Source organism: Borrelia hermsii DAH, assembly GCF_023035675.1.
In the GTDB taxonomy this organism is placed as follows: domain Bacteria; phylum Spirochaetota; class Spirochaetia; order Borreliales; family Borreliaceae; genus Borrelia; species Borrelia hermsii.
Genome location: NZ_CP073147.1, coordinates 35,787 through 58,883, shown reverse-complemented (window position 1 = coordinate 58,883; position 23,097 = coordinate 35,787). Strand labels below are relative to the sequence as shown.

Below are 23,097 nucleotides of genomic sequence, written 5' to 3'. Positions count from 1 at the left end.
TATAATTTGTTATTAGTATGAGATTCTTTGAATTATAATATTGACTAAAGTTGCTATGAAAATGTACAAAGTTGATACCAAAATGAACAAAGTTGCCACGAAAATGAACAAAGTTGATTTTTTTCATTTCTTATTTTTATGAGTTGACGCCAAAATGGACAAAGTTGCTATGAAAATGCACCATAGTTGTCACTAAAATATACCAAAGTTGACATTTTTATAAATAAATATATATTTGCATACCAATGATTAGTATAAAAAATATTTTTACTAAAATCAAACCTAAAAAATTTATTACCAAAATATCTACTACTTATTCATTTGAAATAAATCCTAAAGAAATTATGCCTTTCTCTAAAATTACCTCTAATTTTCTATTAGCAAACATTCCTTTGCCCATAATTACCCTAAAAAGAATCAAAATCATACTTTTGAATTACTTTTCATTTTCCCTTTGAATTATTATATCAACTGATATTCAGCTATAAATCAAATAATATAGAACTTATAAAATATTTATGTCATAATTATTAATGAAAAGGAAAGGGCTTATATGCAAATGATGTACTATTTAACAATAATATAATTCTATTGGTCTTTTATAAAGATAAGCTAGTAATTTACTTAAAACATGCTATTTTTAAGTCTTTCTAAAATTATTTAATAACTGCTTTTTTTTAATAAAAAAGCAATCTAGACAACAGGGGAAATGATAAATACATGCAATTAAAGACAAAGTATTTAGCTTAAGTTTGCTTTTAAGTTTTATTAGTTGTAATTTAATATTTAATGGTGAACTTAAAGATAAATCCGTTAATTTTACCTGATAAAATTAACTCTACATTGGAAACTAATGAAGAAACTATTGAAATGCTTCTAGCAAGAATCAAAACAATACTACTAAAAAGTCAAGTGGTAAAGGCTCTACATCAAGAAATAGAAAAGCTATAAAAAGTTCAAGAGCCTCTATGCTTGATGATATTTTAAGCGGTCAAGAAGAGCATTTGTCACACTCTGTTGGAAAAGTAGTGAAATTTCAGCAGGTATAGTATAAGTGGCTTTGCTGGGGGGGGTACTCTTAGGAGACACAAATTACTTAAGTCTCGGTAGCACAACACCTATTAACATTAATTACAATTCATATCCGGGCACAGTTTTGGAACTACTTCGAACAACAATTCTCTTCAATAAGTACAATTGAAGAAAGTCTAAATAATGCTACACATCTTACTACTAATAATTTTGGTTACCAAAAAGAACAGCAAGCAAAGACAAAATGAGATAAGCTTAAAAAAGGCGTAAGTTCTTTGATTCCAAAAGTTCAAGAAAGTAATAAAAATACCTATAAAACATACGAAGAAATAGAATTTATAAAAACGTATCCCAAAGACCAAAATGAGTTAGAACAAACTTGACGGTACTACTGATGCTAGATAAGTTTACCTTTAAATTAAGTACTTTAAATAAAAATTACTAAGATAGGCCACAAGTAAGCCTATCTTTACTGTTAATACATATATTCGTTTATTAGAGACTAGAATACAATTTACAACAACAAGATAAAGGACCTTATGTATAAAAGATAGGTATCTTAATAACACCACCTAAACAATTAACTTTAGACCATAGAACTTATGATAAGAATTTATATTATCCAAAATACCATTGATAGAAATATCCTCAGCTGGTGCTGCAACATCAGGAATTGAATCTTTAGTCACAATGTTTTACTTTGATTTATTACTACTTAAGTTAAATAATGCCATAAAGAAGTTTCGTTTATTATACAATATTAAGTTTATCTTGTAGCCTCTTTAATGCCTTATCACTTAATTTTAGTTTACTGGTATCCAAAACTCCAGAAATTGCAACTATCTCTTCATAAGATAATCTACACCCTTTTAAGATATGATTTTTGAAACTTTTAGTAGCAATAGGCACAATCTTTTCAATAATATCAAGCAATATCTTGGCATATTCGCGCATTTCCTTTGATGAATGTTCTCTAACCTCTTTTGACTCATTTAAAGCTAATCTTAATTTTATAAAATGAAAAAGATTATTTAAATCAATCTGCCAATACCATTCGGTATATAAACTTAAGGGCAAAACTATTCTAGAGACTTCCTTTGAAACATTATAATCTATCATATTTTGATATAGCTCGTAACAAGAACTTTGAATTTCCTTTAAATTACTTATTATATCCTTTGTAAAGTTATATGTAATTCCTTCATCCTCACCTTGACTATTCTCAATATTTTGAATTTTCATGTCTTCTTCTAAAGGCACATAGAACTCTTCCCTCATCAAACTATAAGAACCAGAAACTTCATTCATCCTTGCTGTTCTATGTCTCATCCATTGTCTTGCAATAAATATGGGAGCCTTAACATGAAATGCAAACACTACTTGTTCAAATGGACTTGTATGTTCATTTCTGATTAAATAATCGATAAGCTCATTATCTTCCCTCTTAATGCTCTCACTTCGATATGAAATCCTTGCTGCTTGAACTATTCTTGCGTCACTACCCATATAGTCAATAAGCTTTATAAAGCCTTTATCCAAAACCTTATATTCCTGATTTAACAAGCCCTCTTTTTCGATCTCAGTATTCAAACATGTACCCCCACTTTTTATTTATTCGTTACTCAATTTACATTATTATAACAAAGCTATTTAACACCTTTCAAAAACAATTTGGAACAATAATCCTTATACTTACAAACCCTTAAGATATGGTAATAAAAAATGCATAGTCAATTACAAAGGTAAGCATTTTTAGAAACTTATTTAAAAAATTAAAGAGAGCCCCCTATAAAGGAACTCTTCTTGCAAATACTAATATTATAAAATATTTAAACCTTTGGTATCTCTATCTTACAAGACTTGATAGATAAGATTTAGCTTCTTTAATGAGTTCCTCTATATCTTTCCTTATTCCCATTGCTTCTCCTATTTTCCCAGAAGAAGATTCTAATAAACTTAAAGAATTTTCTGCATATCGTCGTGCTTCTCTGGATAATTGTCCTGATAAATAATTAGCTACTCTTCTGAAAGAGGACCGTAATGCATTTTTTAATCTTTCAGTAATGGCTTCTTTTAAAGTTTTTTCAGCTTCTTCAAAAAAGTATTTTGCGGAACTTCTTTCATTAAAGCCTGCATCAACTTGGGTCATCAACATATCGATCTGAGTCCTTTTTTCATTGAACCTATTTTGCAACTTAATTAGTTCTTGTATCTTTGCTCTATCTGTTTGACTATTGATTTTAGGAAGAGACCTTTGCTCTTGAAGTTTCGTCTGAAGTTCTGAGAATATTCTATAAAAATCGGATTCCAATTGCTTAGACTCTGATTGAAGCTTGCGTGAGTTCTCAATTAATTGATCAAATTTGGAATCTTCAAGGACACTTTTTACCTTTTCAATTTCTTCTTGTGCTTCCTTTTCTTCTTTAGTGCTTGGAATTAAATCTTTTTCTTCTATTTCTATAGTTTCTTGTTGAGGATATTGAAATGCCGGAATAGCATCATCAACAGGTGCTACAGGATCGCCCTGAACTACTTGACGTACTCCTTCTTCCATATTTTTAACAACATCTACTTGCTCTTCTTTACCTTCCTGTTTATGGTCTGAACCTTCTATATTTTTATTTTCTTCTAAAAATTTTTCCCTTGCTTTGCTTAGCAAATCATTAAGGGCATCTATATCACATGATAACAAACACAATAATATGAACATACATACTGTTAAAATACTTTTTTTCATATTTCCCTCCTGAGATATCAAATTACTCAATTATTGAGTCTCAATATTGAAATACAATAATTACTAACAAATATATACCATTTAATTTAAATTACAAAAATAAATTCTGTAGAATAGTGAGATTATTTTACTCTGTGCCACTTAAAAGCAGTACAAAGTTATTTTACTAAGCAAACTTATACAATAAAAAATATAATCTTAATCTAAACGCTGGGAAAGTAAATAAAGTAAAGATAAAAGATGGTCTTAAATAATATCAGAAGCTAAGAGCATAGTGCTCTTAGCTTTCTATTTATTGACTTTATTTTTCCAGTTACTTACATTTTGATTAAAATTTAATCTTATAATAATATTTAAAATTATATATACCTTAGTTAAGGTTTAACAGGGGTCGCTGGCTTAGCAGGAGCAGCTGTAAGCTCCGCAATTGCAGCTTCTACTGCATCTTTAGCAGCGGTTAACAACTCATCTATTGCTGTATTTAACTTACCAAGTTCTTCAGCTCCCTTAGTACTATCAGCATTACCTTTCTTTATAGCCTTTGGGGCTTCAGCACTTTGACCAAGATTATTATGCTGCGCTTTTACTTTGGTTAAGAAATCATCACTTCCCTTCTTAGCAGCAACAACCTTTTCCTTTAGTCCAGCAAACTTGCTGGCCCCAATTTCCAATTTTGTCAACTTACCCTGTACATCTGATATTAATTGATATACCCCTGCAACTAATGAATCATTTTTATCTGCTTCAGCAGTAAGACCATCTGCATTAACTTTCTGTCCAATAGCTTTAGCAAGCTCATCAATAGACTTAACTAAGGTCTCTACTTCTTGAACACTTGCAGCAAAAGTAACAGCGTTTTTTATATTTGCACTTATTTTTGATAAATCAAGAACTGTTCCATCAGATTTAGTTACTTCACCCTTTTTAAGCTCTGGGCCTCCATTATTACAAGATATAAATAAAAATAAAGTCATCAATATCGCACTTAATGTATTCTTCTTCATTATTATGTGCCTCCTTATTAACATACATTAATAGTGCAAAAATTTTACTTTTCAAGTTTTTAAAAAAAATTATAAAAAAATTCGTAAATAATTTTACAAAACAAAAATATTATCAATATCTATACAAATCTATATAAATAATTCAAGCAAAAAATGTAACTAAACATCAATAAAACTCAATAAAATTACACTCAATTTGAATAATACATTCAACTCACATCCCAAACAACTTTGTTAGCTGCACAAAGAATTAATTACAAATATGTGTTAAATCTTATAATCTCACGGCACATGAGAATAATGGCAGGATAAAATTAATAAAATCTATATAGAACTATATATTATTTAAAATAAAGCAAAGCACTTACATACATTTACATGGCAATATCACCAGCTACTAAAACATCAAATAAATTTGATACTACTTAAATAATATAATACTTTACATAACGGTAAGTTTAAATACATAAATAGACAGCCATATTTCAAAATATTTATGATACAATCTGTGACTAAATATACTATTTTCAAGTAATATCCTAAGTCGATGAACAGATAAATTAATACTTTAAAGGAAAGAATAATTTCTCTGTAATTAAATTAAACACAATTATAAATTCATTAAAGTTTAATTTAAGATTATTAATCTTGTTTTTCAAATTTATTAAAGTATAATGTTTAAAAGATATCATAATGATTATTTACAAAAACTATAAATGATGCATAAATAATATACTATATATTAACATAGTATTAAAAGGAGGGGATATGTCATTTTCTTTCAAGAATTTTAAATTAACAAAAATGTTATTCATATTTTTACTTGCAGCATGTTCTTCCTTGCAAGTTGAACATGATAAAATCAATAACAAGGTAAGAATATATCAATATTTAAACGAAAACTTCGAATTAAAAGGCGTGGTTGATCATCAAAATAACACAACGCAAATATTTTTATATACTAAAATAAGAAATCACAGTATAGTTAAACAAACTCCATTAATACTACCAGATGGCACTAAAATAGAAGGTAAAACAAGCTATGAATATGATAGTAAAGCTTCGCTTGGCAAATGGGTTAACGCCTCCTCTTTTAGCTTAAACAAAGCCATATTAAAGAAAATACTAAATGAAGATGAGCATGTATATAACAAGGAAGACATTAAAGTTCAAGTCGGCCTAGAAACATTGAAAATCAATAAAGCCAAAATTATAGAATTCCTATCAAAATTGAACGCAATTGAAAAGCAACATACCCAAAAGCAACATCCCGACAAACAAAATACTCACAAACAATAATCAAAGCTTTAAAATTAACGATACATCCCTAAACGTTAGTTTTAAAGCTTTTTTATTATCCTTATCAACTTATCAACTAATAAGCTTATATAACCACTTGCTCATAAAAGCATCACCTTTAAAGTGAAATCACTATAGATTTTAAAACAAATTTTTCAAAAGAAACAAGAAAATTTAATACAAAAACTAATTTATTAATTAAAGAATAAACATATAAAATATAAGCTATACAATAACACCATATTTAAACCCAACACTATATATAGAATGGAAGGCGAAAACAAGATAATGACCTGCATAAGAAATTTAAAATCTACATATTTAAACTAAATTAGCATAAAATGACAAAGGCTACCTACCGTAGCCAACCTATTATTCTAATCAAACAATAAGAGTGAGACTTCAAATCTCAGTCTATAGGATAATTATAAACTATTTTATTTTTTTGTAAAGTCTTTTTTGAAAGTTTTTATGCTATTTAAAAAATATTCTCAAGAACCTATTATCAAAACTTGATAAGTTATCAAACCAATATAAATACCCAATTAAGACACAATGGGGTTATTGTACTTTTACAGTATTATATCTATCGCGCATCTTATTAAAAAAATCTTTTTCATTCTTGTATATTTCTTTAAGCAAAAAGCTAGCAAATTTTGTATTGGATTTGTAAAAATGAAAACTCTCTTCATCATCTAGTTGAAACCTTAAAGGTCTTAGAGGGTTGACATTGCTTTTACTAATGATATTAGTATTTTCCAGCACCTTAATTGCATAATCTACCCCTCTACTTAAAATCAAATCATAATCAATCTTACCGCTATCAATTCCTGTAACTAACTTAATATACCTATATATGGAAGTTTTTGCTATTTTATAGCTCTTGATAAAAGCTGTAAAACTTTTATATCCATCAAGAGCATAGTATTTGCTTTCATTAATTTCTTTTAAAATTCTGGCTGTTTCTATCTTATTATAAGATTCTTCTTTGATTAAAATCTTAAGCTTTTCTTTTAATTCTAAATATCTCTCTTCTCTCGTCTTATTTAAAGTCTTAATCTTGCAAACTTCTAAATCAATTCTCCTAACTATCTCTATTTTTCTATTCTTACTCATAATATACCTCATTGAGCTAGTTCCAAATGGAACTGCTAGTTCCATTTGGAACTAGTCATTGACTATTAATCTTACTTAAAAAATTCTCTAATATTTCTTGATAAGCTTTGTAATAGTCTTCATTTGGATTAAAATCGCCCCTATAAAAAATAGTTTTTCTTAAATTATCTCTCTTTGGAACACTTCCTAAAAAATTTTCCTTATACTCACTCTCAATAAATTCTTTCAATTCCTTATCTATGTTCTGCCTTTCAATTAGGTTAGTTACTAAATAAAACGTTGGCAATTCACTTCTAAATATATCTCTTAATCTGTTAGTTATTAAATCTAAACTCTCAATCGCCCACTGATCGGTTGGTAAAGGAATGACAAGATAATCAGTGATTATTAAACTATTATTAAGTAAACTTCCTAAAGTAGGGGCTGTATCCATAATGATAAAATCATACCTATGTTGTATATAACTTAAAAATATTTTAAGCAGACTTTCTTTCAAAGATATATTTTCTTCATTAAACTGACTTAAGGTCAAGTGACTTGCTATAAAATCAATATTCTCATTGATCTTTACAACTGAATTTTCGATATCTAATTCCTTTTTTAAGACTCTGTATATATTTACTCTCTTTATATCTATATTTTGACCCTTTAGGAGATTAATATAAAAACTTGTACTACTAGCTTGTGGATCCAAGTCAATGAGGAGTATTTTATACCTTTTATTTGCAAGAATATTACTAAAAAACAAAGCTGTTGTACTTTTTCCGACACCGCCTTTAATTGAGGCTACAGTAATTATTTTTGGTTTTCTTCTATCCATCTTAATATTCCTTTGTCTTTAAGATATTCTTTTCCGTAAAATTGGTGCACTTCTCTTTCCAACTTTAGAGTCCTGTCTAATAAAGAATTATAGAAAAGCTTTTCTCTATTCTCTACCCTCAGCAGCGTATGTAAACTTCTTAGATAACAAAAAACACTTCCCTTTTTAAATCTAAACTCAATGTAAGAAATTTTTGTTAGTTTGGATATTTTTTTTACTTCGTTTTCCCTATAATTGATGATAAATGGTTTTGGTAGCTTTGTAAATCCATAGTAGATGCCTATGAATTTATCCCCTTGCCTCATTTGAAACAAATGAAGACTTTCGTATTTATTAGGATCGAAAACGTTTCTAAAACACAGCCAAAATTTACCCTTATTTGGTCTTGCTTCAAAATTATTTATCATGCTGAAAATCTTTGTGTGGTACATTTTTTTATAATCTTTGTCTTCAATTTTTTTAAAAAAGTTTTTACCCTTCCGATCTAATTCTAATTTTCTTGCCATTAACTTTGCTTTTAACTCATGTGTTGCCTTTTCCACTTTTTCCATATTTCCTTAATTAGAAACTAACAATCTCACTTTCACAATGTCCGTTATTAACTCGCTTACCTTTATCATTCCATTTGGAGCGTCTATGTAGTTCATCTTTGGTTTTCTTATCCTTTCTTGATCTTGGTATGAATTTTGTGCTTTGGTTCTGTTTTTGTCTTTGAATTCTCCTATTATCATATTGAAATCCGTTTTTATATTCCTTTTTGACATAAACCATATTTTGTTCTTTTTTTTCTTGAGTATTGTCTTAAAGAAACTTACTGCATCATTTACATTATATTCTCTTAACTCTTCCATGAAGTCTTTTAGATTCCATAGCGTGTTTTTGTAGCTTATCTGTTTTTTTACAATGGTTTTTATTTCATTGAGATCTTTCTTTTTTATTTCTTTAAATCTTTGTAATATGATTCTTTCTAAGTTCTTCTCTTTGTTTTTTAGATCTTGTGAATTAGAGTTCTTATATTTATAATATTTACTTTCTATATCACTTAATAGATGTGAAAATATTTGATGTGAAATTTTGAATTGTTGATTTTGTTCTTTCAATTTATCTTTTTTAATAACATTGTCTCTTGCTTGATCTATGTTTTTTTTTCTTTGCATGAAATAGGCTTTGCTTATTGCTTTGTTAGCTATTTTTTCAAGAGTTTTGTTGATTATGTAGTAAGTAAAACTACCATTGTTTTTTCCAAGTGGGTTAAAATCTATTTTTAATAGACCAATTTCTTCAAAGTTTTTAATGTCGCTTTGTATGGTCCTTTTTGTTACTTTTTTAAATCCTTTTTTTTCTAAGATTGAATTTACCATCATTACGACATTTCTTAAGGAATACCTTCTCTTATTTTTAAAATAATTGTGTTGCAACTTTTGAATTACCCAAAACACCTTTAATCTTCGATCTACTACTTTGTTAAATGGCATCTTGCTGATCTTTTTTTGTCTCATTTTAAACTCCTATAGTTTGATCTTTATCTTTAAAATGCTAATAATATTCTAATTAAATGTTAGGAAAAAGTAAAGCCTTTAAATAATACATTCATACCTTAAATTTGTTTTTATATTGTTTTATTTTGATAGTCGTAAAATTATGTTGTTCTAATTTGTGAATTATTTGCTATATTGTTAAGTAGATATTTTTTTAAGGATAGGTAGATTTTATAACGGGGGATTTTTGAAAATAGTTTACAAGATTTTTTTATCTTTCATTTTCATATTTTGTTCCTGCAATTTTGATACTGCATCAAAATTTTTTATTTCTCTAGAAGAAGCAATAAAATTGGAAATTTCAGGTTATGAATGTTTAGGTCGTAATAAATTTAAAACTTACGTTCATTCTAAAAAGTATTTTGACTCTGTTAAGGATATTAACGGTTATTCTTATTACTTTATATTGGATAAAGACATGAAAAGTATTGTTATGCAGATAATTTTGTATTCAAAAATAGCAGGTTTATTGGATTATAAATTTGGGTTTGTTTTTGATTTTGGCTTTAAGTTTGATTTTTTTAATGCGGCTCTACCCGATTCATTTGAGTTTCAAGTTAAAAAAGTCTTTAAAAAAGAAACCGTCTTAAACAGTAATCTTGATATAGATAAGGATATACAAGTTTCTACTTATACTTTTAGTTTAGAGCATATAAAAAAGATTAATCGTGAATTTGAGATTAAAAATCATGAAAATGATATTAATTCAAGTACAGGTGAACTTATGTACCTTGTGGGAAGTCCCAAATATTCTACCTTGAGAGAAGCATATATTGTTCTCTATTACTATGTTTTTAAGGCTATTGAGAGATTTATGCAACAATAATAGCTATTGATAGTTTTTTATTATTATAAATTTTATTTAATCATTTATCTTTATTATTATTTTTATTTTATAAGTTGGTAGCATCTTAAAGAGATGCTCTTATTATTTTTTCTTGCTATAATTTGTTTAGTATGTCGTTGAAAGTTAATATAAAAAAAGAGCTTGAATGTTTTAGAAAAAACCTGGAAGAAATATATGTTAGGTATTTGAAATGCGAGATTTCATATCCTAAATTAAATAAAAATCTAGTTATTCTTGCTGAAAAACATAAAAGCATTCTCTTAAGGAAGGATAAGTTTACTAATCTTTCAATCATATTAAATCTTTCTAAAACCCGTAAAATAATAAAGGAATATATCAATCTTTCAGTGATTGAGGAGATAAGACAGAAAAATAAGCTTTTGTTTTTTTGGGTTCCCAAAGAAGTAAAGGCACTATCTAATATCGATATAAAAGATTTATGCAAAATTGAGGAGTTGATGGTTGCTAATAATATTTTGGGTCGAAAGGTTTATTTTGAGTCTTTCTTAAGCTTGTTTAAAAGTCCTGAATGGTTGAATAATTATTCACATCATTATAAGATTTCAAAAATTAATAGCTATAGAAGAGAGCAAATATCAGTTAAGATAAACTTAAAAACTTATACTGAGATAATAAATATCTTGTTGACTCAAAAAAGGGATATTAGGTTAAAGTTTTATGGGGTATTAATGGCAACTGGACGGCGTCCTGTTGAAATAATGAAAGTCTCTAAATTTTATGTTGAAGATAGTGAACATATTCTTATGAAACATATTGCAAAGAAAAAAGAGCATAATTTAATTCATGAAATTGTTTTCCCCACTTTTGCTGATTCCCAATTGATTATTGATTCAATAGAGGATATAAGATATATGGAAAGAACAGAAAAACTTTCGAAAGAGATTATATCTTCAAATCTTGCTTATAGTTATAATAGGCTGTTTCGTAAGCTCTTTGAAAATATATTTGAACCTGAAGAGTCAGTTTATTTTTGTAGAAGGCTTTATAGTAGATTTTCTTATCTTGCATTTGCCCCAAAGAACATGGAGCTAAATTTGTGGATAACCACGGTTTTAGGACATGAGCATGATGATATAATAACGGCTTTTCATTATAATCGTTATGTCTTAGAAAACTTAGATGAGAATGCTGATATTGATTTGCTTAAGTTGATTGAAAGACGGATATATACGTATGTTAGGAGAAAGACTACATATTCTGTTATTACTATGCAAAAATTAAATGCATTGATAGAAGAGTGTGGCGTTATGGATGATAATTATGCCAAGACTTTACATGTAATTAAAGATTTGATGAGCGAAGATGGTTTAGAGGAGTTGGAAATGTTAAGGGGCTTTAATGTTAGAATTCGTAAGGCTTTCAAGCAAAAATATGGTTATAATTATAACTATGCCAAGCTTGGTGAGTATTTAGCTTTAATTTTTGGATATGATGTTTAAGGGCATTGTAAAAAATTAATTTTGCTTTTATGTTCGATATCCAATTAATTTGGAGTATTTTTAAAATACCCTGATTTGTAATATATTTGTTAATTGTATGGACACAGGATTTCTTTATTTTTTTAAGAAGGCATTAAGTGCCGATGATAATAGAATGATTTATATTTCTTATCTTTATGATAATTTGGTTTCAATTGAACCGATGCAGGATTGGTTGAAAGTTGATTTTAGAGACTCTAAGAGAGGCAAGAAATATTTTTTCCTTTTTAAGAGAAGTAAATTAAATGGAGAATTTATCTCTTGTAATTTTTTAAGGACGGAAACTAATTATGGGCTTGACATTAAATTTTCCGATGGCAATCTAAATATTTTTTGTAAGGATAAAAAGTCATTAGATTTTTTGAAGTTTAGAGTTGAGCATTTCTTTAAATCTAATTCAAGGCCTCTTAATTTTGCAAATAAAGGTAGTAATAAGGCAAAAATTGGTAAGATGAGAGTAATCAAGGGTAAGACTAGTAAAAATATTAATAGTAGGAACTGAAGTTCTTGAAATCGAAGGGATATCTTTCATCTAAGATTTTTTTTTCTATTTTTTCAATTTTTGAATAACCATTGCCTTTTTTTAAGGTGTTTTCAAATAATTCAATTTGTTCTTTATTGCTGAAAAAGGCTACTATTTCAACCCTTCCATCGTCTAGATTCTTAACAAATCCTTTGATCGCTATTTTAGTTGCGATTTGTTCCGTAAAGAACCTAAAGCCTACACCTTGTACTTTACCAGAAATGAAGTATTGATTTTTATGCATAGTCTTATCCTTTTTTGTAAAATATAAGAGGAGAGATTTTAAAATGCCTCTCCTCTTATTGATAGTTTATATTCTTAAATATTTCTTAGGCATTGATATAAATTTTATCCATTTCCATTCTTATATTGTCAGATAATCCTCCAAATATAATCTGGACACTATTTCCCTTTTTAAGCATTCCGCTTGCTCCAATGGATTTAAAATAAGTAACGGGCTTTACTAATTCTATTTGATTGACATTTATTCTTAATCTTGATGCACATGCGTCAAGGTATGTGATGTTGTTTTTACCTCCAAGTCCTTCTAGTACTTTTCTGGCAGTTTCCGATATTTCTGTTTTTTGTGAACTTATGTTTGTAATATTTTCTTCTTCTTCACGGCCTGGTGTTTTTAGGTTGAATTTTATAATTGCAAATTTGAAAATGTAGTAGAATCCTATGAAGTAAAATATTCCAATGGTAGGAATCATTATCCAAGTTGTTTTACTGTTGCCTTGCAGTATGCCAAATAGGAACATATCAATAAATCCACCAGAGAATGTTAATCCAACCCCAATGTTGAAAATATGTCCTAATAGATGAGCGAGTCCAAATAAAGGAACATATACAAGATAGTAAAGAGCAGGAGCTGCAAAAATGAATGCAAATTCAATAGGTTCTGTTATTCCTGTTAACATTGATGTGAAGCTAGCTGATAATAATAGAGAAGCTGTGTTTTTTTTATTCTCATGCTTAGCAGTATGATACATGGCAAGAGCAGCTCCAGGTAATCCAAAAATCATTACTATAAATTCACCACTGAAAAATCGTGTTCCTTTTGCAACTTCAAAATGTATAGTATTAGGATCTGAGAGTTGTTTAAAGAAGATATTTTGTGCTCCTGAAACCAATTCTCCATTAATTTCCATTGTTCCACCCAAAGATGTTTGCCAGAATGGCATGTAAAATATGTGGTGAAGGCCAAAGGGTATTAAAGATCTTTTTATTGCTCCATATGCGAATGAACCGAAATAACCAGATTTTTCTATGATATTTCCAAATGAAAACATCATTCCTTGAATGAATGGCCAAATGCATGTTAAAATTATTCCTACTATAAACATTACAAGTGTGGTTATGATGGGAACGAATCTTGATCCTCCAAAAAATGCTAGAAATGTTGGTAGTTGGGTATTATGCAGTCTATTATGAAGCATTACTGCAATAAATCCTGCTACCATTCCTCCCATTACGCTCATTTGAAGAGAAAAGATCCCAAGTACATTTGTATATTCTTGACTTTTTGCGATTGCTTCTGCCTCAGGTGTTCCAATTGCTATTAATGCTTCTGCATTTACAGTTGAGGGATTAATGCCTTGAATAGATAAAACTCCATTTATAGTTTGATGCATGACTAGAAATCCTACAACTCCAGCAAGAGCTGCTGTTCCTTTTTCAGCTTTTGCCAATCCAATTGGAATTGCCACTGCAAACATTAAAGGTAAGTTTGCAAAAATTACTTCACCTGTATATTTCATTAAAGACAGTATTGAACTTACTAAAGTACCCTCTCCAAGTATGCTTTCAATTCCGTAAGCTTGAATCATTGTTTTGTTGGTAAGTGCACCACCGACTCCTAGTAAAATCCCAGCTATTGGTAGAAGAGCTATTGGTAACATAAAAGCTTTTCCTACCTTTTGTAATATTGTAAATATAGATTCTGATGATGTTGACATAACATCCCCTCCCTTAAATTGTTATTAAAATTTAATATAATTAACATTTTTAATTATATTGTCTAATTAATATTAGCAATATTTGTCGATCTTGTAAATAAATTCAAAGACAAAATTATTTATAAAGGAATAAGCATTACTCATTCCTTTATAATTGCTGTTGTTGAGGTTTATAGTTCTTTAATTATTTTTTCTAGTTCTGTGTTGACGTTATCTGATACAACACCAAATATAATTTGCAATCCTTTATCTTTTCTTATGATGCCTTTAGCACCAAGTTCTTTAAAGTAAGCATCATCTTTAACAGGATTGATATCGTATACTTCAACTCTGAGTTTTGTAATGCAGGCACTGTGGTATTTAATATTAGCAATTCCCCCCAGGCCTTTGATGGTTTTAGTTGTAATTTGTCTTAAGTTTGCAAGTATTTCTTTTGAGCTTGACTTTGTGGCAGTTACTCCGTCGTCTTCTCTTCCTGGGGTTTTAAAGTCAAATTTGACTATGGTCCATTTAAAGACAAAGAAATATATAAAGAAATAAGGTATTCCGACATAGAGTATGTTTATCCAACTTGTTCTTTCATTTCCTTGAAGTATTCCGTAAAGGAGATAATCAATAAATCCATCTGCAAATGTTACCCCTACTCCGACATTTAAAAGGTGCATAAATACAAATCCCATGCCGTACATAAAGACGTTAAACCCAAAAAATAAAATAGGTGCTGCGAAGAGGAATGTAAATTCAATAGGTTCTGTTATTCCTGTTAAGAATGATGTAAATGCTACAGAGCCTAGAAATGCTGCCATTTCTTTTTTTCGCTCAGGTTTTGCTACCCACCACATGGCAAGTGCTGCTCCAGGAAGCCCAAAGGCATGTCCCGGCCATTTTCCAACCCAAAACCTTGTTCCTTTTGTAACTTCAAAGTGTCCTGAAAAATTTGGATCTGCAAGTTGTGCGAAAAATATTTTTTGTGCTCCTGAAACCAGTTGTCCGTTAATTTCCATTGTTCCGCCTAAAGGTGTTTGCCAGAATGGCATGTAAAATATATGATGAAGACCTGTTGGGACTAGTGCTCTTTCAATTATTCCAAATAAAAAAGAACCGAAATAACCAGATTGCTCTACAATTTTACCTGTCATGGCAATTATGCTTTGTATGGGAGGCCAAATAAATACAAGTATTATACCAATAATTAGCATTGTTCCGGTTGTAACTATTGGGACAAATCTTGTTCCCCCAAAGAATGCTAAAAATTGAGGTAGTTTAATGTCGTAGTACTTGTTGTGAAGATATGCAGCAATGAACCCTGAGATCATACCCCCAAGTACTCCTATTTGAAGAGTATGCATTCCAAGTACATTTGTATATTCAAATGATTTTGCAACAGCTTGTGCTTCATTAAATCCTATTGTCATTAGATATTCAGAGTTGACCGTTTCAGCACTTATTCCTTGTATTGCAAGGGTACTGTTTATAGCTTTGTGCATAATTAAAAATCCAATTCCGCCAGAAAGGCCTGCTGAACCTTTTTCTATATTGGCAAGACCAATGGCAATGCCTAATGAGAATATTAGCGGTAAATTTTCAAATACCACACCACCAGTGTCCCTCATGACCGATAGAATAATGTTTAAAAGAGTTCCTTGTCCCAAAGTGTTCTCAAGTTTGTAAGCTTGAATCATTGTTTCATTGGTAAATGCTCCACCAATTCCTAGTAAAATCCCGGCTGCTGGTAGAAGGGCTATTGGCAGCATGAAGGCTTTACCGATTTTTTGAAAAATAGCAAATTTGTTTGAAGTGGTAATCATAATAAATTCTCCTCGTGTTCATTGCATTAAATATAACATATATTAATTAAATTAATTAATATATGTTATATTTAATGCAGTAATAATTAATAATTAATTATCTTTATTATATTTGTTAAAGTTACTGGTATTATTTATTTTATAATAGTGTTTAGGTATTTATAGATTTCGCTGTCCTTAGGAGCATAATCTAATGGTAACTTTTTATTCAAGTCCCTTGTATGTGGGTTTACTCCTTTTTCTATAAGAGCTTTAATGAAGCTAATGTCGTATCCGTTAATGATGGCATTGTGAAGTGCGGTTTTGGCTTCCTGATCTGTTAGATTGATGTTGAAATCTTTTGACATTACATAATTTATTATATTCTTAGATTTTGATTTTACTGCGTGAGTGAATACAGGGCTTCCATCGGAAAATATTGTATTTAATGAGAAAATGTTTGGATTTTGTTCTAAAAAGAGTTTAAACTCGTCTAGGTTATCATTGCTTACTAATACTTTTAGCTTGCGTTTTTCTTCGATATATGCTTTATATTCATTTTTAGTTTTCATACTCTTTAAAAAATCATCTTTATTCTCTTTTAAATCTATATAGTAAGGAAGTGTATCAATATTATTTTTATAATAATCAATGGTAACTTGGGTATTATTTGAATCAAGATAATAAACATTTAGCAGTTCTTTGAAATAATTATCATCATTTTTAATGATCTCGAATTTGACCTCATGTTTTTGATATCCTTTAAATGGGATTAAATTGTAATTTTGATCGTAAAATAATAAATCCGTTATTTGGCCTTTTAAGTCTTTGAGTACGGGAATGATATTTCCATCCTTATCAACACCTATGTCTGATATTTTGTTATTGAAACTAGGTAATTTATATTTGTTGTACATTGGCAGGATTTCTTCTTCTAATTTTACAATCCTGTCTTTAATTTCTGTGTTCATTGATTTAATATAGGCATTATAGTTTTTAACGATATCAGCTGCTGGTTTGTTTATATTTTTTGAATATTTTTCAAAGCTAGCATTAAATATGGTGTTTATTGGTGTTAGTTTTGACATTAATTCCATTTTAATTGGTGCTTGTAATCTTGATAGATATGTTTGTAAAAATGTTGCATTGATTTTATGTATTTCGAAAAAATCTTCTTTAAATGTTTGAAAATCTTCTAATAATTGTCTTTCTGAGAAATAATTGGACAAGTTAGAAGTGGTTATAACAAGGATAAATAGCATTAGGTAGTATAAAGAGTTGAATTTTTTCATTTTATTCTTGATTTTGATTCTTAAATTTTTGTTGAAAATAGTAAAAGACGTGGTTCCTATAATAATATATCCAAGATACATAAATATTTTGCTTAATGCATAATAGCTCATTTGAGTTCCTTTAGGTTAAATTTTATATTATTATATCAAAACAGATCTATTTTATTTACTTTGTTTTTGCGAAAAAGTATAATCAGGTTGTTATATGCGTGTATTTTTAGATTTTTGTGTGTTTTTTATCTTTTTATTTTTTGTAAGTTGCTCCACAATTTTTTTAAATGATTCTGAAAAGGGAGACAATTTAGATTTATTGGCTTTAAAAGCTTTAATGATATATCCTGAACTTAAGATTTCAAATTCTGATCTAAAGAGGTATGCAAATTTAAGTGACTCTTCTAAGCATAGTTTTGATATTTTGAAAGGAGAGCAAGAGACCTCAGTTTATATTTCTGAGTCTAGTTATAATGACAATATTGAATACATTAAGAGTCTTTACTTATATAATAAGAGATTATATAAATTTATCTTAGCTTATAGTGTAGTTCAAGGTTCGTCTTTCAAATCCGAAGTCCTGAGGTATTTAGATAATCATAATATTAAAGAAAAATTTCCTTTAAGAATAAATTTTCCTTCTCATAAAATATATATGGATAATGGGTCTTGGATTGTGCTTAGAAAAATCTTTTTGGATATGCTTATTCAGGATAAAAAGGCTTTAATTGTTGCTAAACAAAAGCTGGAGAATATGCTTGAAAGCTTTTCCAAGTAATAAATTATTTATTCTAGCTCTTCAAAAATTTTTTTTATGCTTTCTTTTCTTGTGATTTCTCTTTGTTCTAAATCAATTGCTATTGATTCTTTTAGCTTGTCTATATTTTGAAGTAAAAGCTCTTTGGCCCTTGCTTTGTCTATTTGCTTGACTTTTAGTTTCTTTTGTATCTTGTTTTCTCTTTCAAGCCTGTGAATCTCATTAATCATGCTTAACTTAAAGTGTATTATATTTTCAGATACTTGAAATTCTTTTGCCATCGATTTTTGCGGATATTTTATCGATTTATATTGAGGTACTTTTAGTTTTAAAGTAGTAGTTGGGATTAATAAGTTTGTTGCAAATATGTTGGCTTCTATTGTCATGTGGTTATCCTGAGTATTAATCGTATCTGTTCTCTTTGATGGGTTAAAAACCTGATATTTGTGCATTAAATAATGACCAAGTTGTTGTGCTATTGCAAATCTTTTATCTTTTAGATTCATTGTTTCGTTTATATATATAGCCTTTTTGTTTGGTTTAATATAGCCAGCAAAATTTTTGTATTTGTCTTCAAATGCAATTTCAAATATTTTAAGTCCTTCTCCAATTGCAATCTTTATTATTGGCACTGGAATGAGCAATACAGCATATTTTGAGATTATATAATCAGAATAAATGTAAGGGGTTTTAATATATGAGCTAAAATTATTGGATTTCATTCAATGTAAACATTCTCCTTTTCATATTGTATAATATAATTGAATTATGAGATATAGTTTTTTCTTATTTGTATTGTTTTTTTTTTCATGTAAGACTTTAAGTGTAGATGAATTTTTAGATGTAAAATTTGACAAGATTGAGAGGGCTAATTACTTTCTTTATTTTTATCCAAATAGTCAAATTTACATAAAGAGGGATAAGTCGACTAATAATTTTTCTGTATTTTTAAATGTTGTTCTGAATTCTAAGTTAAATTTTAATAGCGGTTATTTGAAATTGATTCAAGATGATAACTATATTGGTAATATTAATATTACCAAGGTGGTTGGTATTGGAAATCTCAGGTTCTTATATGTTGATATTGATAAAAACAATTCTGATCTTATCTTAAGGGCTCTTAATCCCCACAAGAGTTTGTCTTTTGTTTTAGATGATAACTCTTATCAAGTATGGACTAGAGGAACTTTTAAATATGATGCCAGATTTATTGATGTTGACTTTGAGAGTACTAGAGATACTCTAAAGTATGCTCTTGATAATAATATTTTATAGTAAATTATGTTGTTATATAAGAATTCATAGTAATTTGATGATAAAGGTTTTTAATAGATATATTATTTTTTTTTGTTTTATTTTTTTGATGTTTTCTTGTTCAACTATTGATTTGGGGAATATTGAGGAGTTAAGTAGGAATTCAAAATATATTAGATTGATTCTTGATAAGAATAAAGTTTCTTTAAGGCATTATTTTACTATTTCTGGAAAATTTAATTTAAGATATAAGGAGCCATTGTTCTTGCAATGTGGTAATGACATAGTGGCTGCGTTTTTGCTTGGGCGTTATAAAAGAATTGGCAATGAATATATTCAGACTTTCTTTAGTGTTGGTAAGGATATTTCTTTAAAAGTATACTTAGAGCTTGTTAAGGCTAGAAAATTTTTTATTGTAAACAGTTTTGGCAAGGTTCTTAAAACTATTGTTTTCTCGTATTTGCCCGATAGTGAAGATATTTTATTTCAAAATAATAAAATTGTCTGAGATATATTTTTAATTTGTTTTTTTTAATTTTAGTGTTAAGGATTAATGACAATAGTATTAATTTTAGTTTTTTATCCAATGAAAACAGTTTAAAAGGAGGTATTATCATTTGAGTAAAAGTAGAGAGACATTGATGTCGCAGATTAAGAATAATAGTCTTGATTATAAAACAGAGATTATAGCTGGGCTTACAACATTCTTAAGCATGGCGTATATAATAGTTGTTAATCCTTATATACTCTCTAGTACAGGGATGCCTTTGGGAGCATTGGTAACAGGAACATGCTTAACGGCTGGATTTGCTACCATTTTTATGGGTATTTTTACTAATACTCCTTTAGCATTGGCTTCTGGAATGGGCATGAATGCATTTTTTGCATTTTCTGTTGTTAAGGGTATGAATATACCTTGGGAAGTCGCCTTAGGAGCGGTTTTCGTTGAAGGTATTATTTTTATCATTTTGTCTTTATCAAAGGCACGTGAGGGAATTGTAAATGCTATACCAATGAATTTAAGAGGTGCTATTACTGTTGGGATAGGGTTTTTTATTGCCTTTATTGGTTTTATTAATAGTGGAATCATTGTTAAGAATGATGCTACATTAATTGGCCTTGGACGTCTGCTGAATTTAAAAGTTTTACTTACATTTGTAGGTCTTGTTGCCATATTTGTTTTTGAGCTTAAAAGGATTAGGGGCAGTATATTATTATCAATTTGTATAACTACTTTAATAGCGTGGTGTTATGCTTTATTTGATAGAGAAGCTGCTTTGAATATAGGAATTAGATTGCCGGATGGTTTTTTAAGATATGAGTCAATTGCGCCTATATTTAATAAATTAAGCTTTTCTTATGTGTTAGGTGAAAATTTTTGGAATTTTATTTTTATAGTATTGATTTTGTTGTGCAATGATCTATTTGACACTGTTGGAACTTTGGTAGGTGTTGCTTCAAAGGGAGATTTGGTTGATGATGAGGGAAAGATACGAAATGCTGATAAAATATTACTAGTTGATGCTATTGCTACCACTTTTGGTGCGGTTATGGGTATGTCTCCTGTAACTACTTATGTTGAGAGTTCGACAGGTATAGCTGAGGGTGGAAGGACAGGATTTACATCAGTTGTGACAGGCATTTTATTAATATTGTCAGTATTTTTTGCGCCTTTGTTTATTGCTGTTCCTGCTAGTGCAACTTCAGCTGCTTTAATATATGTGGGATTCTTTATGTGTAAAGAGATAAAGAATATAGATTTTTCAAACATGAGAGAAGCTATTCCTAGCTTTTTGATATTATTTTTGATTCCTTTAACTTATAGTATAGCTTCAGGAATAGGAATTGGGATAATTTTTTATGTGATTATAAATGTATTGCATAGTTTTATTACCAAAGAAAGTGTAAAAATTGTTCCCACCATACTTTTATTATTTATTATTTTTATTTTAAAGTTAATATTTTCTCATTAAATTTTTTGCTCTATTGATTTATAACAATAGAGCAAACAGGTATTTTATAGTCTGTTTATTGGGTTTTATTTAGTTTGATTTTGCTTTTTTCTTAGGCTGCCTTTTGTTTTTCTTTATATTGTTAGTGATTCGGATAACTTTCTATCTGTATTGACTACCGTTGAATATATATTAGCTATTTTATTGAGCAGTTTATTTAACTGTATTTATAAATTACTTATATTCCTATTCTTTCAAAGAACTTAGTTATTCCTGAGATTAGATATTGTTTAGCATTGTTATTCGGTATCTTTTATTCCTGGCCTATGCCCTATTGAATTGAAGTTAAGAATTTTGTAGATATATCTATGGTTTGTACTTTTGTTGCTTTTATATTGGGATTATCAACTTATAATCTCATCGATTGAATTAGCATCATTACTAGAGACATTCTTTCATTTTAACTTCAATTTGTTATGGAGGGGGATTATAAGAGATTGCTAGAATAAGAATTAAATTATCAGTAATAGACCGAATACTTATTGCCTTTTTGACTTTTATATAGTAAATATATTCCATTGATTTTTGATCCGCATGTTATTGGCTTAATATCATTGTGTTTAAGACTTACTGTAAGTTCTTTTTTTAACTTATATCCATTTGTTTGTGAGATATTTTTTATTTGTTTTCATGATTGAGAATCAATAAGATACTAGTGATCTTAATCATGTTATTATTCTATGTTAAAATCTAATTTAATAGATAGTCTAATTTAATAGATAGTCTAATTTATTAGTTAATATTAAGTTATGTTTGGTATAGTATCATAGTTGGTAATGACAAGGGGAGTCTTTATGAATGGATATTTGCTTGTCTTGTCAATTGTAGGTTTAGTATTAATAGCTTGTAGTTTGAATGGTAATGATGAGCATAATAATGGTAAATCTAAAATAGATAATGGACGTAATAAATACATTGTAAGGAAGATTGGAGTTAGAAAATCCAAAAGTGAGTTTGTTAAGGTAAAAGTGAAGAAAGAAATTTCTGCTGAGGAAGTAATTTTTAATTTGCGATCCGCAATAGTTGATTTAATATCTAGAGAAATTGACAAGATAAAATATTCTGAATTAAAAATCATGAGCGAGCCTCGTGATTTTTATGGGTTGCCTTTTAGTTATATTCTCTGTAGAGAAGAAAAATTTCTTTTAGTATGTTTTAATCTGGAATGCACCAGGATGTATAGAAGAAGATTTTATGCATCATTTGATTATAATGAGAATAAACTTGAAGAGCTAGGAGCGTCTTTTGCTAAAATAAACTTTAGTGGGATTATTGATCTCTTAAACTGTATTTTTAGTGTGGTATCTTGTGAATATCAATTAAAGGTTGAATCGTTAATTGAAAATATGAATCTTAAAAGAAATATGTTTGTAATTATGTCTATTGAAAATTTAGATTATATTAAATCAAATCTTGAATGGCTTCTGTCTTTAAGGAAGGAATGGAACAGCAGAGTAGATGAAATGATTGGTTTTTTTAATAAAGATTTTAAGGGAACAGAATTGATGTTAAAGGAGTTCAATTTTTTCATGAATCAACGATTTAAGTTTTTAATAGAACAAATGGAAAAAGTTGGAGTATTGGTTGATGATCTTTTAGAATTGATGTCTTAATGTCTGAGGTTAAGCCTG

22 protein-coding genes are annotated in these 23,097 nt (G+C 28.7%); 10 read left to right on the top strand and 12 right to left on the bottom strand.

The features are described 5' to 3' along the window. Nucleotides 1-245 precede the first annotated feature (245 nt). Nucleotides 246-458: a hypothetical protein gene (locus bhDAH_RS07450; protein WP_082196918.1), complete on the top strand. Its 213-nt coding sequence runs from the start codon at nucleotides 246-248 to the stop codon at nucleotides 456-458. Between the two features lie 1,324 nt (nucleotides 459-1,782). On the opposite strand, the gene thyX is transcribed toward bhDAH_RS07450, so the two are convergent. From thyX to bhDAH_RS07435, 3 genes are all read right to left on the bottom strand, one after another. Next, nucleotides 1,783-2,622, bottom strand: coding sequence for an FAD-dependent thymidylate synthase (gene thyX / locus bhDAH_RS07445; RefSeq protein WP_015633360.1), 840 nt, complete (start codon nucleotides 2,620-2,622; stop codon nucleotides 1,783-1,785). 256 nt (nucleotides 2,623-2,878) lie between these two features. Then, nucleotides 2,879-3,769 carry a P12 family lipoprotein gene (locus bhDAH_RS07440; RefSeq protein WP_015633359.1) on the bottom strand — a complete coding sequence of 297 codons (891 nt, stop codon included), beginning with the start codon at nucleotides 3,767-3,769 and terminating at the stop codon, nucleotides 2,879-2,881. 374 nt (nucleotides 3,770-4,143) lie between these two features. Continuing rightward, nucleotides 4,144-4,773 (bottom strand): Vsp/OspC family lipoprotein, encoded by a 630-nt coding sequence (locus tag bhDAH_RS07435; RefSeq protein ID WP_015633358.1) that lies wholly within the window; start codon nucleotides 4,771-4,773, stop codon nucleotides 4,144-4,146. A 768-nt stretch (nucleotides 4,774-5,541) separates the two neighbouring features. Between bhDAH_RS07435 and bhDAH_RS07430 the strand changes: the two genes are divergently transcribed. Continuing rightward, nucleotides 5,542-6,072 (top strand): hypothetical protein, encoded by a 531-nt coding sequence (locus tag bhDAH_RS07430; protein ID WP_015633357.1) that lies wholly within the window; start codon nucleotides 5,542-5,544, stop codon nucleotides 6,070-6,072. Nucleotides 6,073-6,633: 561 nt separating this feature from the next. On the opposite strand, the gene bhDAH_RS07425 is transcribed toward bhDAH_RS07430, so the two are convergent. The 4 genes from bhDAH_RS07425 to bhDAH_RS07410 are packed head-to-tail and all read right to left on the bottom strand — an operon-like array spanning nucleotide 6,634 to nucleotide 9,507. Beyond that, nucleotides 6,634-7,188 (bottom strand): chromosome replication/partitioning protein, encoded by a 555-nt coding sequence (locus bhDAH_RS07425; RefSeq protein WP_062705975.1) that lies wholly within the window; start codon nucleotides 7,186-7,188, stop codon nucleotides 6,634-6,636. A 55-nt stretch (nucleotides 7,189-7,243) separates the two neighbouring features. Continuing rightward, nucleotides 7,244-8,008 carry a ParA family protein gene (locus tag bhDAH_RS07420; RefSeq protein ID WP_062705978.1) on the bottom strand — a complete coding sequence of 255 codons (765 nt, stop codon included), beginning with the start codon at nucleotides 8,006-8,008 and terminating at the stop codon, nucleotides 7,244-7,246. Next, entirely contained in the window at nucleotides 7,984-8,559 is a 576-nt protein-coding gene (locus bhDAH_RS07415; RefSeq protein ID WP_149029016.1) for a DUF226 domain-containing protein, read from the bottom strand. The genes bhDAH_RS07420 and bhDAH_RS07415 overlap by 25 nt, the downstream gene beginning before the upstream one ends. 6 nt (nucleotides 8,560-8,565) lie before the next feature. Beyond that, the gene (locus tag bhDAH_RS07410; RefSeq protein ID WP_062705982.1) at nucleotides 8,566-9,507 is read right to left on the bottom strand and encodes a plasmid maintenance protein; all 942 of its coding nucleotides are present in this window, start codon (nucleotides 9,505-9,507) and stop codon (nucleotides 8,566-8,568) included. 226 nt (nucleotides 9,508-9,733) lie between these two features. Between bhDAH_RS07410 and bhDAH_RS07405 the strand changes: the two genes are divergently transcribed. From bhDAH_RS07405 to bhDAH_RS07395, 3 genes are all read left to right on the top strand, one after another. Continuing rightward, the gene (locus bhDAH_RS07405; protein WP_062705985.1) at nucleotides 9,734-10,372 is read left to right on the top strand and encodes a hypothetical protein; all 639 of its coding nucleotides are present in this window, start codon (nucleotides 9,734-9,736) and stop codon (nucleotides 10,370-10,372) included. A 131-nt stretch (nucleotides 10,373-10,503) separates the two neighbouring features. Further along, on the top strand, nucleotides 10,504-11,853 hold the full coding sequence (locus bhDAH_RS07400) for a protelomerase family protein (protein ID WP_062706037.1): 1,350 nt from the start codon (nucleotides 10,504-10,506) through the stop codon (nucleotides 11,851-11,853). Nucleotides 11,854-11,950: 97 nt separating this feature from the next. Next, the gene (locus bhDAH_RS07395) at nucleotides 11,951-12,394 is read left to right on the top strand and encodes a hypothetical protein (protein WP_062705988.1); all 444 of its coding nucleotides are present in this window, start codon (nucleotides 11,951-11,953) and stop codon (nucleotides 12,392-12,394) included. Here bhDAH_RS07395 and bhDAH_RS07390 read toward each other — a convergent pair. The 4 genes from bhDAH_RS07390 to bhDAH_RS07375 all read right to left on the bottom strand — a co-directional run bounded on the left by bhDAH_RS07390 (nucleotide 12,378) and on the right by bhDAH_RS07375 (nucleotide 17,563). Continuing rightward, nucleotides 12,378-12,659, bottom strand: a complete 282-nt coding sequence (locus bhDAH_RS07390; protein WP_062705991.1) for an acylphosphatase — start codon at nucleotides 12,657-12,659, stop codon at nucleotides 12,378-12,380. The two genes, bhDAH_RS07395 and bhDAH_RS07390, sit on opposite strands and share 17 nt — an antisense overlap. Before the next feature lie 85 nt (nucleotides 12,660-12,744). Then, nucleotides 12,745-14,373: a PTS transporter subunit EIIC gene (locus bhDAH_RS07385; protein WP_062705994.1), complete on the bottom strand. Its 1,629-nt coding sequence runs from the start codon at nucleotides 14,371-14,373 to the stop codon at nucleotides 12,745-12,747. 170 nt (nucleotides 14,374-14,543) lie between these two features. Further along, nucleotides 14,544-16,127 (bottom strand): PTS transporter subunit EIIC, encoded by a 1,584-nt coding sequence (locus tag bhDAH_RS07380; protein WP_247098916.1) that lies wholly within the window; start codon nucleotides 16,125-16,127, stop codon nucleotides 14,544-14,546. 188 nt (nucleotides 16,128-16,315) lie between these two features. Then, nucleotides 16,316-17,563: an ankyrin repeat domain-containing protein gene (locus bhDAH_RS07375; RefSeq protein WP_062706000.1), complete on the bottom strand. Its 1,248-nt coding sequence runs from the start codon at nucleotides 17,561-17,563 to the stop codon at nucleotides 16,316-16,318. A gap of 94 nt (nucleotides 17,564-17,657) precedes the next feature. On the opposite strand from bhDAH_RS07375, the gene bhDAH_RS07370 reads away from it, so the two are divergent. Then, complete coding sequence (locus bhDAH_RS07370; RefSeq protein ID WP_025407025.1) at nucleotides 17,658-18,221, top strand: hypothetical protein; 564 nt, start codon at nucleotides 17,658-17,660, stop codon at nucleotides 18,219-18,221. Between the two features lie 8 nt (nucleotides 18,222-18,229). Here bhDAH_RS07370 and bhDAH_RS07365 read toward each other — a convergent pair whose 3' ends face one another. Then, a complete protein-coding gene (locus bhDAH_RS07365) occupies nucleotides 18,230-18,922 on the bottom strand; it encodes an ImmA/IrrE family metallo-endopeptidase (RefSeq protein WP_025407026.1) in 693 nt (230 codons plus the stop codon). Between the two features lie 73 nt (nucleotides 18,923-18,995). Between bhDAH_RS07365 and bhDAH_RS07360 the strand changes: the two genes are divergently transcribed. From bhDAH_RS07360 to bhDAH_RS07345, 4 genes are all read left to right on the top strand, one after another. Further along, nucleotides 18,996-19,475, top strand: a complete 480-nt coding sequence (locus bhDAH_RS07360; RefSeq protein WP_247098915.1) for a hypothetical protein — start codon at nucleotides 18,996-18,998, stop codon at nucleotides 19,473-19,475. A gap of 88 nt (nucleotides 19,476-19,563) precedes the next feature. Beyond that, nucleotides 19,564-19,962 (top strand): hypothetical protein, encoded by a 399-nt coding sequence (locus bhDAH_RS07355; RefSeq protein ID WP_420869287.1) that lies wholly within the window; start codon nucleotides 19,564-19,566, stop codon nucleotides 19,960-19,962. Nucleotides 19,963-20,071: 109 nt separating this feature from the next. Beyond that, the gene (locus tag bhDAH_RS07350) at nucleotides 20,072-21,427 is read left to right on the top strand and encodes an NCS2 family permease (RefSeq protein ID WP_149029015.1); all 1,356 of its coding nucleotides are present in this window, start codon (nucleotides 20,072-20,074) and stop codon (nucleotides 21,425-21,427) included. Between the two features lie 833 nt (nucleotides 21,428-22,260). Further along, complete coding sequence (locus bhDAH_RS07345) at nucleotides 22,261-23,079, top strand: CRASP family complement regulator-acquiring lipoprotein (RefSeq protein ID WP_062706006.1); 819 nt, start codon at nucleotides 22,261-22,263, stop codon at nucleotides 23,077-23,079. Nucleotides 23,080-23,097: the final 18 nt, after the last annotated feature.

What these genes read in the sequence shown, in the direction of transcription:
- bhDAH_RS07450 (WP_082196918.1), top strand. Translation starts at nt 246, where the DNA reads ATGATTAGTATAAAAAATATTTTTACTAAAATCAAACCTAAAAAATTT.
- bhDAH_RS07440 (WP_015633359.1), bottom strand. Translation starts at nt 3,769, where the DNA reads ATGAAAAAAAGTATTTTAACAGTATGTATGTTCATATTATTGTGTTTG.
- bhDAH_RS07435 (WP_015633358.1), bottom strand. Translation starts at nt 4,773, where the DNA reads ATGAAGAAGAATACATTAAGTGCGATATTGATGACTTTATTTTTATTT.
- bhDAH_RS07430 (WP_015633357.1), top strand. Translation starts at nt 5,542, where the DNA reads ATGTCATTTTCTTTCAAGAATTTTAAATTAACAAAAATGTTATTCATA.
- bhDAH_RS07425 (WP_062705975.1), bottom strand. Translation starts at nt 7,188, where the DNA reads ATGAGTAAGAATAGAAAAATAGAGATAGTTAGGAGAATTGATTTAGAA.
- bhDAH_RS07420 (WP_062705978.1), bottom strand. Translation starts at nt 8,008, where the DNA reads ATGGATAGAAGAAAACCAAAAATAATTACTGTAGCCTCAATTAAAGGC.
- bhDAH_RS07415 (WP_149029016.1), bottom strand. Translation starts at nt 8,559, where the DNA reads ATGGAAAAAGTGGAAAAGGCAACACATGAGTTAAAAGCAAAGTTAATG.
- bhDAH_RS07410 (WP_062705982.1), bottom strand. Translation starts at nt 9,507, where the DNA reads ATGAGACAAAAAAAGATCAGCAAGATGCCATTTAACAAAGTAGTAGAT.
- bhDAH_RS07400 (WP_062706037.1), top strand. Translation starts at nt 10,504, where the DNA reads ATGTCGTTGAAAGTTAATATAAAAAAAGAGCTTGAATGTTTTAGAAAA.
- bhDAH_RS07395 (WP_062705988.1), top strand. Translation starts at nt 11,951, where the DNA reads ATGGACACAGGATTTCTTTATTTTTTTAAGAAGGCATTAAGTGCCGAT.
- bhDAH_RS07390 (WP_062705991.1), bottom strand. Translation starts at nt 12,659, where the DNA reads ATGCATAAAAATCAATACTTCATTTCTGGTAAAGTACAAGGTGTAGGC.
- bhDAH_RS07385 (WP_062705994.1), bottom strand. Translation starts at nt 14,373, where the DNA reads ATGTCAACATCATCAGAATCTATATTTACAATATTACAAAAGGTAGGA.
- bhDAH_RS07380 (WP_247098916.1), bottom strand. Translation starts at nt 16,127, where the DNA reads ATGCTGCCAATAGCCCTTCTACCAGCAGCCGGGATTTTACTAGGAATT.
- bhDAH_RS07375 (WP_062706000.1), bottom strand. Translation starts at nt 17,563, where the DNA reads ATGAGCTATTATGCATTAAGCAAAATATTTATGTATCTTGGATATATT.
- bhDAH_RS07370 (WP_025407025.1), top strand. Translation starts at nt 17,658, where the DNA reads ATGCGTGTATTTTTAGATTTTTGTGTGTTTTTTATCTTTTTATTTTTT.
- bhDAH_RS07365 (WP_025407026.1), bottom strand. Translation starts at nt 18,922, where the DNA reads ATGAAATCCAATAATTTTAGCTCATATATTAAAACCCCTTACATTTAT.
- bhDAH_RS07355 (WP_420869287.1), top strand. Translation starts at nt 19,564, where the DNA reads ATGTTTTCTTGTTCAACTATTGATTTGGGGAATATTGAGGAGTTAAGT.
- bhDAH_RS07345 (WP_062706006.1), top strand. Translation starts at nt 22,261, where the DNA reads ATGAATGGATATTTGCTTGTCTTGTCAATTGTAGGTTTAGTATTAATA.